Source organism: Candidatus Hinthialibacter antarcticus (genome assembly GCA_030765645.1).
Classification (GTDB): Bacteria; Hinthialibacterota; Hinthialibacteria; order Hinthialibacterales; family Hinthialibacteraceae; genus Hinthialibacter; species Hinthialibacter antarcticus.
The window spans coordinates 1-16571 of record JAVCCE010000024.1 but is presented as its reverse complement, the minus strand read 5'-3'; the positions used below and the strand labels follow the sequence as shown (position 1 = coordinate 16571).

The 16571-nt window shown below is 52.9% G+C and carries 11 protein-coding genes; 4 read left to right on the top strand and 7 right to left on the bottom strand.

What is annotated here, in order from left to right; genetic code table 11:
* Nucleotides 1-79: 79 nt before the first annotated feature.
* The 3 genes from P9L94_07025 to P9L94_07015 are packed head-to-tail and all read left to right on the top strand — an operon-like array spanning nucleotide 80 to nucleotide 4752.
* Nucleotides 80-2014: a BatA domain-containing protein gene (locus tag P9L94_07025; GenBank protein MDP8243816.1), complete on the top strand. Its 1935-nt coding sequence runs from the start codon at nucleotides 80-82 to the stop codon at nucleotides 2012-2014.
* Nucleotides 2015-2041: 27 nt separating this feature from the next.
* Nucleotides 2042-3847: an O-antigen ligase family protein gene (locus P9L94_07020; protein ID MDP8243815.1), complete on the top strand. Its 1806-nt coding sequence runs from the start codon at nucleotides 2042-2044 to the stop codon at nucleotides 3845-3847.
* Nucleotides 3847-4752 (top strand): flavodoxin-dependent (E)-4-hydroxy-3-methylbut-2-enyl-diphosphate synthase, encoded by a 906-nt coding sequence (locus P9L94_07015; protein MDP8243814.1) that lies wholly within the window; start codon nucleotides 3847-3849, stop codon nucleotides 4750-4752. The genes P9L94_07020 and P9L94_07015 overlap by 1 nt, the downstream gene beginning before the upstream one ends.
* Nucleotides 4753-4890: 138 nt before the next feature.
* On the opposite strand, the gene P9L94_07010 is transcribed toward P9L94_07015, so the two are convergent.
* From P9L94_07010 to gyrB, 6 genes are all read right to left on the bottom strand, one after another.
* Nucleotides 4891-5487, bottom strand: a complete 597-nt coding sequence (locus P9L94_07010; GenBank protein ID MDP8243813.1) for a hypothetical protein — start codon at nucleotides 5485-5487, stop codon at nucleotides 4891-4893.
* Nucleotides 5488-5644: 157 nt separating this feature from the next.
* Nucleotides 5645-5875, bottom strand: a complete 231-nt coding sequence (locus tag P9L94_07005; protein ID MDP8243812.1) for a DUF433 domain-containing protein — start codon at nucleotides 5873-5875, stop codon at nucleotides 5645-5647.
* 100 nt (nucleotides 5876-5975) lie between these two features.
* Nucleotides 5976-6545 (bottom strand): hypothetical protein, encoded by a 570-nt coding sequence (locus P9L94_07000; protein MDP8243811.1) that lies wholly within the window; start codon nucleotides 6543-6545, stop codon nucleotides 5976-5978.
* Between the two features lie 5 nt (nucleotides 6546-6550).
* Nucleotides 6551-8338 carry an NAD+ synthase gene (locus tag P9L94_06995; GenBank protein MDP8243810.1) on the bottom strand — a complete coding sequence of 596 codons (1788 nt, stop codon included), beginning with the start codon at nucleotides 8336-8338 and terminating at the stop codon, nucleotides 6551-6553.
* Between the two features lie 59 nt (nucleotides 8339-8397).
* Nucleotides 8398-10233: a hypothetical protein gene (locus P9L94_06990; protein ID MDP8243809.1), complete on the bottom strand. Its 1836-nt coding sequence runs from the start codon at nucleotides 10231-10233 to the stop codon at nucleotides 8398-8400.
* Nucleotides 10234-10323: 90 nt separating this feature from the next.
* On the bottom strand, nucleotides 10324-12858 hold the full coding sequence (gene gyrB, locus P9L94_06985) for a DNA topoisomerase (ATP-hydrolyzing) subunit B (protein ID MDP8243808.1): 2535 nt from the start codon (nucleotides 12856-12858) through the stop codon (nucleotides 10324-10326).
* Between the two features lie 363 nt (nucleotides 12859-13221).
* On the opposite strand from gyrB, the gene P9L94_06980 reads away from it, so the two are divergent.
* Nucleotides 13222-14382, top strand: coding sequence for a 1-deoxy-D-xylulose-5-phosphate reductoisomerase (locus tag P9L94_06980; GenBank protein ID MDP8243807.1), 1161 nt, complete (start codon nucleotides 13222-13224; stop codon nucleotides 14380-14382).
* 318 nt (nucleotides 14383-14700) lie between these two features.
* Here the strand turns inward: P9L94_06980 and P9L94_06975 are convergent, their stop codons facing one another.
* Nucleotides 14701-16356 carry a hypothetical protein gene (locus P9L94_06975; GenBank protein MDP8243806.1) on the bottom strand — a complete coding sequence of 552 codons (1656 nt, stop codon included), beginning with the start codon at nucleotides 16354-16356 and terminating at the stop codon, nucleotides 14701-14703.
* Between the last annotated feature and the right edge of the window lie 215 nt (nucleotides 16357-16571).

The following is a 16571-nucleotide window of genomic DNA, read 5'->3' as shown; positions in this document are numbered from 1 at the left end:
GACATTGCCAATTTGATGCAGCGCTAGTAACAAAGAAACTTAAACAGAAACCATTACTGCGCCTTAGCGCGATATATCTATGTTCACATTTGCCAATCCATTCTTATTGTGGGCGTTCCCTATTCTAGCGCTGCCGTGGATCTTTCGCCGCCGCCGCGAAGACCAGATTCAGCGCGTTGACTTCCCGCTGATTCGCTTTTTGCTTGAGGCGAAGGAAAAAGATTTCATCAACCCGCAACTGCAAGAATTATTATTGTTGATTCTTCGCACGTTGTTGTTGGCGATGATCCTCTTGGCTCTGGCCGGGCCGCGTTGGCAAACCAGCGGCGCAGGCGCGCGCCTATGGAGTTGGCTGCCGTTCGCCAGCGCGTTACAACAGCAAATTGCTGTGATTGATTCGTCATACAGCATGGGCTACGACGACGGCGACGCGCAATGGATGCCCCGCGCCAATGACGCATGGAACAACGTCAAGCAATCGCTCGGCGGGCTTGCGCTCAGAACCTACCGTTGGGACGCCGCATCGGTTGGCGCCAGCGCCGCAGCCGCGTTAAACCCGCTGAGCCGCGCCGAAATCGACTTGCTCTTTGAAGAGACGCCAACCGCAAACGGCGCGTCTTCCATTGATTTATTTGCCTCTCTCCGCAGTCAACTCAACAGCGGCGAGCGCATCGTCATCATTACCGATGGGCAACGCTTGCCTTGGCAATCCCTGTTAGACGGACCGGTTCCCCCGTCCAGCGTACCGCCCTGTATTGTCGCGGTAGTTGGCACTGAACCTGCGGTCAATTTATGGTGCGACATCGACGCCATTTCGCTTCCGCCATGGGGCGTCGCGGGGTGGGAATCATTCACGGGCTATACAGGCGCGATCGGCTGGCAAGAAACCGTCAACGGCGGCTTGACCGTCACCCGCGTTGATGCCGACGAAGACGTATTGCAAAACGACGTTTCGTTTCCCGGCAACACATCCGGCGTTCAGCGCGTCCCCTTTTCATTCACCGCGTCCGCAGGCGATTTGGTCGCGATCAAAACGAATGAAGAGACCTACGCTTCCCAATGGCGGATTCAAATCGAACCAGACGACCCATTGCCCATCGACAATCAGTTAGAATTTCAGGTCCCCATTCAAACGCAGTTCAACATTGTTCTCGCAGCGGACGAAACGGCGCCTTCATCGTCGCTCGCCGTCTTGCGGGCGTCAGTGAAACCAGACGATACGCAAACAGGCCCCATTCAAATTCATTACGCCCCAACTTCACTCGAAGCATTGAGTCCCGATGATGATTGGTTGGTGTTGAATCCAGCCTGGCGGACGGAATGGTCGGCGGCGGAAACTTCGTTAGTGATAGAGTTCGCCAAACAAGGCGGCGCGGTCCTGGTTATGACCGGCGGCGAAGTTCCCCAAGGCGCATGGGCGGAATTTTTGGGAGAACTCGGCTGGGAATGGCTGCCGGAAAATACAGAAGCGCAGGCAGGTTCGATCACAGTTTCATCAATAGAAACACTGGGCGACGCCCTTTCGGTCTGGCCGAAATCCGCCTGGGATGATTGGACCCCGAAGCAACACGGCGCACTCACCCGCAGCGAAGCGCAACCGACGACGGCCTACGAATATGGCGCCGCGACCGCGCATAGCTTGGCTGGCTTCACGCTCGGACAAGGACGCATCTGGCTGCTCAACGCGCCGCTGTCTACCAACCAAGGCGCACTATTGTCGCCGCTGTTCCCCGCCCTGATGTGGGAACTCGCCAAAGACGCCGCGCGCGTAACGCGACAAGAAAACTGGACGCCCCCGCAACGCCGATTTGAATCAGACCTGACCATGCTCACCCAAGACGAACGCCAGCAACTGCAAGCCCGCTACGGCATCGAGTTTGTCGATCTCGATTCAATCAATGATGCGCTCGGAAAAATGCAGGGCGGATTTGATCTTCGCATCGTGCTGATTTTTATTTGCTTGCTGCTTGCGTTGCTCGAATCCTGGTTGGCCAATCGCTTGGCCTCGCTTTAGCGGATTCGCCCGCAAAGGGTCGGAGCAATGAACGACGCCCCACTCACGCTCAATACGCGCCATCACGCCGTCATCGTCGGCGCGCTGGCGGTGTTGTTTTTTCTCGCGCCGCTATTGCCGCAACTCATTCATTACGATATCGCCTTTGCGTTCCGCTCGTTTTTATATTTGTGCGTCGCGGTGTTGATCGCGCAATACGGATGGCGGGGCGCCGTTCGCCAACTCAACCACGAACCGTTTTTTTTGCCCGCATTCTTGGGGGTCGCGGCCTCCGCCGTCAGCCTGTCCTACGCGCCCGATTTTTTTCGCGCAGGCAACGCTTTTTCAAATCTCGTAGCGCTTCTTTTCTTATGGACCGTCTTGCGACTGATGAACTTCTCAACGTCCCACCGCCGCACACTTACTATGGCGCTGGTCATTGGCGGCGCGGCGGCGGCGCTGCAAGCACTCTATGTGCAGTGGACTGGACACGGCGAACTCATCGAAGCCTTGCGCACGAATCCAATGTACGACGAAACCATGAACGCGGAAATGATCGTCTCGCTCGAAGCCAATCGCGCCATGGGAAATTTCGGCAATCCCAACCACACCGCAGGCTATTTTGTTCTCTGCTTATGGCCGCTGTGGTTATTGCTTCGCCAGTCGAAAACCTGGGGCGCGCGCATCGCGCTCTGCCTCGCGGGGTTCATTCTAACAACAGGGATTTACCGCACCTTCTCGCGTAGCGCGTTGTTGGCGCTGGCGCTGACGTTTGTTCTGATAGCGTTGTTTGAGTGGCTGCAGCGCGGCGGACGCATCACGTGGAAGGCAATCGCCCTATCACTATCAGCGCCAATCATCGCACTGGCGGGCGCAATTTTCATTCTTCCCGCTCATTTGTTCGGCGACCGGCTGATGACGCTGTCTACCATCGTTGCGCGCACCCACTTCTATCGCGGCGCGTTAGCGGTCATTCAAGACCACCCCTGCTTCGGCGTCGGCCTCGAAGGATTCGAAGGATTCTATGCCCAGCACATCCGCCCCGGCGACCTCGAAGCGCGTTATGTCCATAATGTATTTCTTGAAAGCACGGTCGAAGGCGGACTGATTGGCGCCGTCTTGCTTACTTGGTTATTGCTGGTTGTCTTTGCCTATCTATGGAAACGCTGGCGCCAACCGGTTCCTGATCGCGCCGCCGTCTGGGCGGCATTCGGCGCTTGCAGCGTATTCGTGTTTCTGTCATGCGTTGATTTCCACAACCGTTTGCCGGAACTGTGGTATGTTCCGCTCTTTTTAATGAGTGCAGTTTCCGTTTCAAAAATCCAGATGCAATCCATTCGACAATGGCCTATAGCAATCAATTGGGCGCTGGCAATCCTCCTATTCCTTTGCTGGGGGTATTTTGCAGGATGCAAGTACGCCAACCGCCTCGCCGCCGATGAGGGCTATTACAGTCTGCTTGACGAAAAATTTTACCCGGCGCGAACCGCGTACGAACGCGCCGTCCTTTGGGACCCAAGCGACGCGTCCTCCTGGAACAGTTTGGGCAATCTCTGGGCGAGAACTCCAACCCCCATCGCACAACAGACGCGCCTCAATTGCATGCACCGGGCAGTCGCCCGGGCGCCGCGCCGTGCAACGTTACGCGCCGATTTGGCCGAAGCGCTGTTTGCGCTAGGATATACCGAAGAAGCCATACAGGAACTTCGCGCCGCACAAGCGCTCTTTCCTGCCCGACCGCGCTATTACGACCTCGCCGCCAAACTTTACCAAGCGCTCGACCGGACAGAAGACGTCGCCCGGATGGAAGAAACCGCCCGGCGCATCAAACAAGAAATCGAGGAACGAAACTAATGAGTACCGCTACGCCTCCTCTGGCGCCCGTGTTGCGCCCCCGGCGTCAAACCAAAGCCGTGACCATCGGCGATGTATCCATCGGCGAAAACCACCCCATCGCCGTTCAAACCATGGTCAAAGTGCCAACCACCGATTACGACTCCGCCATGCGCGAGATCGACAACGTCTATAGCATCAATCCTGAAAATCTGCCCGACCGCGAGCAAAACATTCTCAAGCAAATTAACTGCTGGGAAGACGCGATGGAATTGCAGCCCTTCCACGCCGACATCAACCGCGTCAGCGTTCCTGACGAAGGCTCGGCGGGCACGTTTGAGCGAATCGTAAAAGATTCGCCCATTCCATTGGTCGCCGATATTCATTTTCGTCCACCGATGGCGTTGGCCGCGCTTGAAGCAGGCACGCACAAGTTGCGCATCAACCCCGGCAACATTCGCGACCCCAAATTGCTCAAAAAAATTGCCCGCGAAGCCGTCGCCCGCAACATCCCGATTCGCGTCGGCGTTAATGCAGGCTCGCTGGATCGCGATCTTTTAGAAAAATACGGCGACCATTCCGCCGAAGCGCTCGCCATCAGTGCGCAAAATTCCGTACGCTTGATGGAAGAAGAAGGCGTGGAGAACATGGTGGTTTCGCTGAAAGCCAACGACGCCCGTTGGATCATCGACGCGTATCAGATTTTCGCCAAGACTTCGCCGTACCCACTCCACCTCGGCGTGACCGAAGCGGGCTGTGGTCGCGCGGCGGTGATTAACTCGTGGGCGGGACTCGGCTCGCTATTGCAGATGGGCTTGGGCGACACCATCCGTATTTCACTGACGGAAGATTCGCGCCTCGAAGTGGTGGTTGGACATTTGCTGCTGCATTATCTTGGACTGCCGCGTTTTGCCTTCAAGCCGTAAAATCCATCGTTAGACAAACCAAGGGGAGGGCGAGTCTCCCGACGAGCCGCGGGTATGAGAAATGGTTTTGTTCTCACGCGGCTCACCAGGAGGTTCGCCCTCCCCAAGTTGATCCAATCAACTCACTCGGACTATTGCTTATTGCTCATTCTCTCCGTTGTGATCGTCGCCATTGTCGCCGCCTTGTTTCATGCCTTCGCTAACCGCTTTCATGATTTCTTCAACGATCTTGCCGATTTCTTTTTGATCTTCGCCCAGATCAAGGTCTTTGGCTGCGGCCAATGCGATTGTAACCAGCCCCTTGGGCAAACAGATGTTAACTTCTTCGACGTCCTCGTCTTCACCGCCGGGCTTCACATTAACTTTGATAAAATTATCTTCTTCAGATTGCCAGGCGAGTACGCCGATCCGAACATCGTTGGCGCCGATGACGCGCACCAAATCTTTGCCTTCCATCTTTTTCAGCTCCGCCAGCATCTCTCTGACGTGCACCGAATGTTTTTTCACAATCTCATCGAGCTCTTTGGGAGCGGAATCGATCAGCGTTTCTAACACGGAGAACGGCAGGCTCGCATCAATGTTCACGCCGTCTTCCGTTTTAACCTGGACGAACAACACCTTATCTGAACTAGCGGTCTGTGCAAAAGCCCCGGAAACACACAACACCCCCACCATTGCGGCAATGATGGCAATCCCAATCCAATCGACACTTCTTTTCACTTGACTTTGATTCATGGTTTCGCGCTCCTATTCGTATCATTTCTGTAGGTTATGAACTGCTTTCAAAGAGTGATACGAGAGGAGAGAATGAAACATTCAGAGGGAATATAAAAAATTGAGAATAAGATTCAAAAACGAATTTTCCAATAAGCCGCACGTTCACGAAAATGGATCAGTCTGTCAGTGAAAGGATTTTGTCTGCGGAAAGTGAGGCGGCGGCATAGGCGTGAACGGCTTTAATATGTATCGGGCGCAAGCGGGGGTGGGCTTCAAGAAGGTCTGCTTCTGTCGCGCCTTCAGCCATGCTTTCTAAAACCATTTCTACAGTCAAGCGAGTACCCTTAATCACAGGCTTGCCTAACATAACGCCCGGTTGCTGTTCGATGTACTCTTTCCAGTTCATGGAAAACCCCTGATACTAATTTGTTACATTATACACTGTATTCAGTTGTAATAGTGGGTTAAGAACCCACCCTACTTTAGGGAAATTAAACGATCAGGATTTACTTCGTTTTGTCTTTGTCGCTTTGCTTTTCTTGATCCTGACTTTGGTCAGACAACAATCCCGCGAGCGACTCGCCCGCGATTTGGGCGTATTGCGAATTGCTTTTGTTGATGGTTTTCAAAACGGGGATGCCCGAAAAACAACGCAAGTCTTCCATCAAATAAATCAGGTAGGGATTCACTTCGCCATTGCGCCGCTGTTCGTGCAGTTGATTGATGATGAGTTCTTCGGCCTCATCGTCGCTTCCATGATTGCGAAGATAAATAAACGCCGAGCGACGCTCCGCCGCGATGGGGCTTTCTAACAGACCGATCAATTCGCTGGTTTTCTTTTTCTTGCCCCATTCATAACATTTTTTTTCAAGATTATTGGTATAGAGGATGAATAAGAGGGTGATAACCAAAATCAAGACGGCGCTGCCGACCACGCACGCAAAAAACACTGGAGAGTCAAACAGTTTTGCGATAGGAATATAGGTATCAAAAAAATCGCCTTCCTGGGCAAACGCCGGAAGCGCAAAGCATTCCATCACCATGAAGAGTGCAAACAAACGGTATCCAATTTTCATTGCAATTATCCAGATTTATATTTGTTGGTCACCGGCAGGCGCCGGTCGCTGCCGAAGGCTTTTGACGTGACGCGCAAGACAATCGCCGCCTGGCGCCGTTTATGCTCGGCCTTATCGACCAGGTTCACAATGCGCCTCACCAAGTCTGGATCATAGCCCAACTCAATGATTTCGGGAACGCTGCAATCCTGCTCAATGTACGCGTATAAAATTCCATCTAAGATGCCATACGGCGGCAGGCTGTCGGTGTCTTTCTGGTCTTCGCGCAATTCAGCTGACGGTGGTTTATCAATGGTGTTTTCCGGGATGCGGATACGCCCCGACGATTGATTCACATAACGCGCCATCTGAAACACCAGCGTCTTGGGCACGTCGCCAATCACCGCGAGGCCGCCGCACATATCGCCGTATAGCGTCGCATAGCCGACCGACAGTTCGGATTTGTTGCCTGTTGCCAAAACCAAGTGCCCAAATTTATTCGAGAGCGCCATGAGCAATGCGCCGCGAATACGCGCCTGTAAGTTCTCTTCGGTAATGTCAGGCTTTGTTTCTTTGAATTCGTCTTCAAATAATTCCAGGTATGTCTGAAACAGTGTTTCGATGGCGAACTGTTTATATTCAATGCCCAGATTTTTGGCCAGGTCTTCCGCGTCCGACTTGCTATGCCCCGACGAATAACGGCTGGGCATCGAAACCCCGACCACGTTGTCCGCCCCGAGCGCATCCACTGCGATGGTCGCGGTCAGCGCCGAGTCGATGCCGCCGCTTAATCCAATCACAACCGACTTAAATCCGTTTTTGCGAACGTAATCCCCCACGCCCAATACCAACGCATTGTAAGCGTCTTCGACCGGGTTGAACTTTTGCCCGGCGGCGTACAAAAAGGGGTTGGCGTCTGACGGCGGCTTGACGGTGCGCTCGAACGATTGGGTTTCCCCGTCCGACACCGTCAGCCGCACCGCCTCGCGCGACAACGGTTCACCGGGCGCGATATCGCGCTGAATCGGAGCAGCCAAGCGGTTGCGGTGTATTTCTTCAAATTGAATGTCCGCGACGACCAAGTCTTCTTCAAACGATTTACCTCGCGACAACATGCGCCCGCTGGGCGCAGCGATCAGGCTATTGCCGTCGAAGATGAGTTCGTCTTGCCCGCCGACTAAATTGCAAAAAACAAAACCGACCGAATGGTCTTGGCAACGGCATTGAATCATGGTTTCGCGTTCGCGCGAGCGCCCCACGCTGAAGGGAGACGCCGACACGCAGACGATGAGTTCGACGCCGCTGGCGGCGATTTGCGACACGATTTCCGGGTGCCAAACGTCTTCGCAAATCAACACGCCGACATCGGCGATATCAGTATGAAACGCCGAGAGAAACTCGCCGCGTTGAAAATAGCGTTTCTCATCAAACACGCGATAGTTCGGCAACCCCACTTTTCGGGCGATGCCGAGCAACTTTCCATCGTGCATCACGGCGGCGGCGTTGTATGAATCGCGTTCGCGGACCACCAGCCCGACTACGACGAACATGCCCTTGGTTTCAGGAACCAGCGTTTCGAGCGCTTGCCGTTGTTCTTCAATAAATTGCGTCTTGAGCAACAAGTCTTTGGGCGGATACCCGCAGATAGACAGTTCAGGAAACACTAAAACCTGGACGCCCTGTTTACGCGCGCGCTGAATCCATTGGCGCATAATGGCTACATTTCCGTCAATGTCGCCGACGGTGGTGTTCATCTGCGCGGCGCCGACCCGCACCCAAGAGCCTTGGTGTTTGATGTCAGTCGTCAATGTCATATCAGTCGCTTCCACCATTGCGTCAAGATCAAAGTTTTATTATAGCCGCTTACGGCGAATCACCGGGGGCGATACGGAAACGAAACCTCTTGCTTCATCCAATCGGCGCCCTGCGGGTCCGGCTTCAAAATCCGGACCGGTAAAAACGGATCGCTGCGATCAATCAAAACGCCAAAAGGCTTCCACTCGGCCTTGAATGAATGCGGCCCGGGTTCAGCAGTAACAAAGCGCCCGCCGTAGAGTTGATAGTCATTGTCATCCCAGGGGTCGACTTCATAGCCGTTCACCAGAAATTCGCCGCCGTCCAATGGAAACAAGAACACATCGCCTTTTCGCGAAACGAACGTAACCGAATTGTGTTCAACGATGTATGGCGCATCAACCACTTGCTGTTGAAAGCGCTCATACGAGAGAAAGCGTTCGGCTTGTTCGACTTCAAGCAAGAAGGGCGAATCCAGGTCTTGCAACGCAAGAATCGAGGCGCCTTCGCCGGATTCAGTTTCGATATCGCGCCACCAATAGCTGAGACCCTGAATGGGCCGAAACGCCAAATAGACGCCGCCCAAGCGGGCGAACCACCAGCCGTCTTTAAATTCAACCGGCTGCAGGCTGCGGTCGATCCATATCCTCACGGGTTGTTTCTGATAACGACGGTCGAGTTTTTGTTTCCCCGGTTGATGATAGTCGCTGCGATGAAATGTAGAGAACAACACATTTTTGTATTGATAAACGCTGGCGTTCCACTGGTCATACCCGGCGTCGTACGGCGGGCGGGCGCCGCTAAAAAACTGCCGCCCGGCAAAGGCGAAAATGCGATTTTCCGCGCTGTCGCCGTCCCACAATGTCAGTTCCCAGGGGCGCGACTGCCAGGGGACGGCTTCGTCTCGCAAAACGAATGAACCGAGTATGAAATCAGGATCAACATAGGCATATTTTCGGCCTTCCTGATGATCGCCTTGTGGGGATTCAAAGTAACGCGTCTTGACCTCATAGGCCGCGCGCTCCTCACGCTCGGCGCCGATGCGAATCACCGCCGCTGGAGGCCGGTATTGGCTTGCACTCAAATGTAAAGCAGCAGGGTCCGCCACGCCCGACAGGTCGCGCTGTTTGGAACCGAACCAGATAAATCCGGCGCGGTCGCCTGGCAGAGGGGAAATCGACTCCAGCGAGCGCAACCGCGCGCCTCCCCACACCCCATCAAGCGATTCCTGCGCCCAGTCTGCTGCGGCGCCGTCGAGACACACTTCCACTTGCCTGCGCAACTCATCAACTTCCGTCGCATCATACAATAATAATAAGCAAGAGAGCGTTCGGTTTCGATACGCCGAACCACGATCAACCAAACCGTATTGCAACCGCTGCGCCAGCCATTCACGCATTTGACCGAGAGACGCTTGATAAGCCGCCGCCGCATCTTGTTCGCCCGCCAGCGAAAAAACCACTTCACGCGACTTTGCATATTGCGCCCACAACAACCTCAGCGTGTGGCGCAGGACGAAGCGGCTTTCCGGCTCGCGCACATCCAGTTCGTTCAGAAGCACATCTTCGCGTTTCTGAAAAAACTCGATCAGGTTTGCTTCGAGGATGGCGCGTACATTGTCGGGAACCGATTCGGCGTAGTCTTCAACCAACAAAATTCGCAGCATAACGGTGGCATCCATCATGCTTAATTGGTCGCCTGAGACGGCAGTGAGAGAAGCAAGCGAGTCTTCGGTGGGCTCGCCGAGAAACAGTTTCGCGGCGCCACGTAGAAAAAGTGGAGCGTTGTTTGACTCAGCGACTTCGCGCAAACACTGCGCTTGACGGTCGGGAAACTCATCCAGCAACTTCTGCAAATGAGTCAGCGGCGCGGAAAATGCGTTGCCGCATACCCACGCCGCGATAGTCGTTGCCAAAAGGAATAAAGTAAGAGGCCGGCTCATGCTGCGGCGTATGATGAAATGCTCTCCAGATTTTTAACGATGCGTACCATTCTAAAATCCACTCTAGATGTCGATGAATGCAACTTCTGGCGCGTGTTCTTGAATAAAATTGCGTCGAGGTTCGACCGCGTCGCCCATCAAGATCGTAAAGATTTCTTCTGCTTCAACGGCGTCATCCATGTTCACGCGCAAGATGGTGCGTGTTTCCGGGTCCATGGTGGTGTTCCACAATTGGTCCGGGTTCATTTCACCCAATCCCTTGTAACGCTGCACGTCGATACCACGCCCGCCCGCTTGGCGGACAAAGTGCAAGACATCAGTCAAATATTGGCTCGCCTCTTGGTTGGCTTTGTCTTCCATCCGGTAGATGGGCGGAACCGCATCTTCGTCTTCGTCTTCTTTGCCGTTGTTTTTCCCATGTTTACGCCCATTGCCGTTTACTTCTTCTAACTGCGGCCAATGGAGCAAAAGGTCAATGCCGGATTTTTCAATCTTCTTGATAATGGCTTCAAGTTCGCCTGCTTCAAAAAACTCAGTCGCATGAAACTCCGGTTTTTCGGGTTGCGGTTTTTCTTCGGCGCCAGGTTCTTCAGCGACCTGATAGCGCGCGATAATCTGCGCGTATTCTTTTTCCGAGAACGCGTATTCCGCCTTGCCCTCATGTTCGATTCGGTAGAGCGGCAAGGTGTTTTTATTGTCTGCGCGGGCTTGCAACAGATGATGAAGCGACAATCCGCGGCGCCGCAAGCGCTTGTCAAAGCGGTCGAGTTGTTGGATGCCAGTCAACAGTTCTTTAAATTGCGCGGGCGGCATGGCTTTTTGTTCTTCGCCGTCGCGAATGGGGAAACACTCGACGCTGTCAATACCCAATTGCATCAGATAGAGTTCTAAATCGCGGTCCGTATCAATGTACTGTTCTTTTTTCCCTTTTTTGATGCGGTAGAGCGGCGGCTGCGCGATATAGATGCGGCCTGACTCGATTAGTTGCGGCATCTGACGGAAGAAGAACGTCAACAATAACGTCCGAATGTGGGCGCCGTCGACGTCCGCATCGGTCATAATAATCATCTTGTGGTAGCGGCATTTGCTCAAGTCAAAATCCGCCTCGCCCACGTTCGCGCCAATAGCGGTGATAATCGTTTGGATTTCCTCATTCGCAAGCACCTTGTCCAAGCGCGCTTTTTCGACGTTGAGAATTTTACCTTTGAGCGGAAGAATCGCCTGGAAGCGACGGTTGCGGCCTTGCTTGGCCGACCCGCCGGCTGAGTCGCCTTCCACCATGAATATTTCGCATAATTCCGGCTGTTTTTCTGAGCAATCCGCCAATTTGCCCGGCAGCCCGCCGCCGTCTAAAATATTTTTACGCCGCGCCAGGTTGCGCGCATTACGGGCCGCGTCGCGCGCTTGGGCCGCGCTGATGACTTTATTGGCGATCTTCTTCGCGACCGAAGGGTTCTCTTCAAAAAACTCCGACAACCCTTCATTCACAATCGACTCGACCAAGCCTTTGACTTCGCTGTTGCCCAATTTGGTTTTGGTTTGGCCCTCGAACTGCGGGTTTGAAATCTTGACCGAAATAACGCAAGTCAATCCTTCGCGCAAATCTTCGCCGGTGATGGATATTTCGTTCTTGCTTTTCTTAATCAGATCGTTGCGCTTGATGTAATCGTTGGTCGTACGCGTGAGAGCGCTGCGAAACCCGATCAGGTGGGTCCCGCCTTCGCGGGTATTAATGTTGTTGGCAAATGAGAAAATGTTTTCCTGGTAACTATCGTTATACTGCATCGAAATTTCGACGGCGACCGATTCGTTCGGGCCGTCAACAACTTTAATTTCGCGTTCTTTACAAAAATAAATAGGGTCGGGGTTAATGATGTTCTTGCTTTTGTTGAGGTACTTCACAAACTCGTTAATGCCGCCCTCAAAATGGAAAACGGCTTTTTTGTCTTCTTCGCGCTCATCGGTCAGGTTGATAGTGACGCCCCGGTTTAAGAACGCCAATTCACGCAAGCGGGTCGCCAACACATCATACGAAAAGACTGTCTCTTCAAATATTTTCGTGTCTGGCTTAAAGAGAATTTTCGTCCCGGTGTCTTTGGTTTTGCCAATCACTTCGATTGGCCCAACCGGCAACCCGCGTTCAAATTTTTGATAATGGATTTCACCGGCGCGTTTTACTTCAGCGACCAATGATTCAGACAGCGCATTCACAACGGAGATACCCACGCCGTGCAAACCACCAGACGTCTTATAGGAGTTATTATCAAACTTGCCGCCCGCGTGAAGCACGGTCAAAACAACTTCCATCGCGGATTTATCGGGATAGTTTTTATGTTGCCCCACAGGGATGCCGCGCCCTTCGTCGGCAACCGTGATCGAATTGTCATAGTGAATGGTTACGTCAATCGTTGAGCCATGCCCGGCGCCGGCTTCATCAATCGAGTTGTCTACAACTTCATAGACGAGGTGATGAAGGCCGTCAGTGCTGGTGCTGCCGATGTACATCGCGGGACGCTTACGGACGGCTTGAAGTCCCTCGAGAACAACAATATTGCTCTCATCATAATTTGCATTGGAAGGCTGCTTATCTTTTGCCATGAACAGTTCCTCAAACCCTGATTAAAAATTAACGTGCGGGTGATGGGCAAGAAATGAAATTATATCGCCCAAGCGTAACTAACCTATTATATGTGTATGGGTTATGCCAGTCAAGACTTCGGCCACTGCGACCCCCAACATGCTGAGCCGCCCCCAATGCGCAATCACAATATATTGTGCACCCTTAAATAAAATTCGCGAATTTTCATCGCAGGTCGATTGAACAGATGTTTATCGAGTAATTGATTTACAGCTCTTGAAACAATATCTTGCGACTTGCTTGTTTCAGAAGGATTTGTTTAAGTACGCTTTTCCTATACTCTTTAATAAACAACACAAACAAATGGGGATAAATTTTACCGCATGAAACGGTTATTATTATTAGGTTCGACAGGTTCGATTGGGCAACAAGTGTTGGATGTCGTACGAAACCACACGGACAAATTTGAAATAGCCGGAATCGCCACCAGGCGGAATACGACCCTACTACAAGAGCAAATTACAGAATTCAAACCCAAATGGGCCGCCGTATCGGATGAAGACGCCGCCAAAGAATACCCCCAAGATACCCTGCCGCAAAAAACCGAGTTCCTGTATGGCCCGAATTCGTTTTGCGAAATAGCCCAAGCCTGCGACGCAGACACCGCCGTCATCGCCACCGTTGGCGCGGCGGGCTTCAAGCCGACCTTCGAGGCCGCCAGCGAGGGAATGCAGATCGCCCTGGCCAACAAAGAGGTGCTCGCGATGGCAGGCGACCTGTTAATGAAAGTCGCCCGCGACAGCAATTCGCCGATCATCCCCATCGACAGCGAACACAGCGCCATCTGGCAATGCTTGCAGTGCGGCGACCACAGCGAAGTGTTAAAAATCATCCTCACGGCGTCCGGCGGCCCGTTTCGCGGCCAGACGCCGGATCAGTTCGAGAATGTGAAAGTCGAAGAAGCCCTCAACCACCCCACCTGGGACATGGGGGCGAAAATCACCATTGATTCGGCCACGCTATTTAATAAAGGCCTCGAAGTCATCGAAGCCCACCATCTGTTCAACCAACCGCTCGACTGCATCGACGTGGTGGTGCACCCTCAGTCGATCATCCATTCGATGGTCGAATTTTTCGATGGCTCCATCATGGCGCAACTGGGCGACGCCGACATGCGTACGCCCATTCAATACGCGCTGTCCTACCCGGAGCGCATCGAACGCACCGGACGAAAACTCAACCTGCTCGATACGCCCAACCTGACCTTCTTCCCGCCGGATATGGACAGTTTCCCCTGCCTGCGCTTGTGTTATGAAGCCGCCCGCATCGGCGGCACCATGCCGGCGTATTTGTCCGTCGCCAATGAGGAAGTGGTGGATGCGTTTCTAAACGAACGCATCCCATTCGGCGCGATTCCCCGTTTGTTGGAAGCCAGCATGAACAAACACAAACCGGCTTTGGATTACACACTGGAAGACATCCACATCGCAGACGCCGAAGCCCGCCAGCGCACATCAGAACTCATCCAGGCGTACGCGTCCTAAAACGAGAAATGTGATCCCTTCTCCCTCTGGGAGAAGGTGAGGATGAGGGTTGTTATTTTTGTTGCTCTAATTCTGTGCGGATCGAATGATCATAGATATTTCTATCGCTGCTCCCCCCTCAAAAAGCCAATGTCATTGGCTTAAAACTTTTAGCCCCCCTTTTTAAGGGGGGGGCCGGCGCTGAAAGCGTCAGGGGGGATTCGGGCGCAACACGTTGCGCCCCTACAGGGCTGATATTTTTGATTCGTTGCATCAAGGGCTGCCTTCATTTCGCGACGCCTTGGCTCGCCACCCCTTTAGTCAATGACACAGGCTCGATTACATCCGCACATAAACGGAATAAGTGTACTCAATCCGCAACGCATTATCGACGCCCGGTTCCACCGTCTGTTCCCAGGTCAATTGTGTTTGGGGATTCACATTTTGCAGGCCTTTGACAAGTTTTTTGACCTTCGGCCCGCCTTCAACCTCAACCACTTCGCCAGTCACGATTTTTTCTACTTCTAATTCGATGGCTTCATCTTTGAAATTGGTCACAACCACTTCGCCTTTGACGCGAATTTTGGCGTAACTCACCGTCCCAATCTGGAACGGGTTCGGATCGCGTTCAATCTCATATTCGTTATGTTCCGCTTTCACCGAGACCGCCTGCGTGATTTTCAAATCAATCGTCGCCCCGCGCGGCGTGTAGCGGATGGCGTCTTGACCCAGTATCCGACCATTTTTCATCGTCATCGCGGGCGCTGTCGTCCATGGCGAGTTCGATTCATTTACGAGTTTGAGCGTATGCCAAACCACCGGGTCGGGCGCTTCCGGCATCCCGCCGCGATTGCGCAAATAAACCTCAGGCTGAATCGCATCCGGCAGCGCCACTGTATATAAATGTTGATAAGGCGCTTCAGCGGCGAAGAGCGGATAATAGCCGCGCTCGCCTTTTTTCAATGTGACGTTTTCAATTGGATAGAAAAACAAATCTTCTTCCGCCTCGCCTTCAAGCGTCTGTGAGGGCATCGACGGCGCTTTTGCCATTGCATACCCAAACGATCTGGAATTATTGCTTACAGTGTCATAGGCAAAGCGTTCTTGCACGCCGCTTCCCGCTTGAATTTGCTGCATGAGTTGCTGTAAGGGCGTCAGCGTAAAGTGGCTGCTCTTGTCGGCATACGCCAGATGCGGATACCCCGTCACCAGTTCCGCGCGGGTATCATCCAACCCAATCAAATCATTGACCAGAACAGCCTTCGCGGAAATCAACGCTTTGCCTTCATTGGTGATGTCAACCACATAACTTGGCGACCATGACAATCCGTTCGCCAGATATTGAATTTGCAAATGCTTTCCCAGCTCGCTGAAGGTCTTCGTCACTTCAAACTCAATCACATTTTGCCGCGAAAGCCGTTTGAGTTTCATTCCCGCTTCGTCGTCTAAAAAACGGATTTTATTAATTGAGCGAATATTCAAGACAAAGCGCTGAGCGCCGTCTTTCAGAATGACCACGTCGCCGCGCTCATCGGGGTTTGGCGCTGGAATGGTTTTGTCATCTTGCGGGTAAATGATCGGACCCTCGCTGCGTTTAGGAACAGAAACGATTACGCCCTTATACCAGGTGTCTTCATCCGCCACTTGAACGCTGGCGCCGATGTTGGCTTCAAGCAATTCTGCGATGCTGGCGGCGTCAACATCGGTTTCCGTTTCGGCTACCGTTGCTTTGACGTTTTTAATTTCCGTTCCCTCAGGCCAAGTGAGCCAAAAACTGCCCAGCGCCGAGTCAGGCAACGGAGTAACTTGATACACGCCGATTTTGGTCGGAAAGTCGACTTCAATCGCCGCCAGGCTATATCCATTTTTAAACACAAACGTTTCGACGGGGCGAGACGCCAGCGTCTCCGCCGCAAAACCGACCCGGGCCGTCAGCGGCAAACAAACAACCGTTAATACAAATACAACAATGTACGCAAAATGATGTCGGTTCATCAGAAATCTCCTTTTTCAAGCGAATACAAACATAGAACAACAGTTATTTAACGATGGTCAATACCAATTGGTTTTTACTATAACAAAAAAGGTTCATCCGGTAAGTGAGTACTTGCATTGATGGATGGTCATGATTTTGATTACGAAAACGTATCCCGGCGCATCAAAAATTGACAAACCAAATCAGGCATGGGTGCAACTCTGGGAGCGCCTGT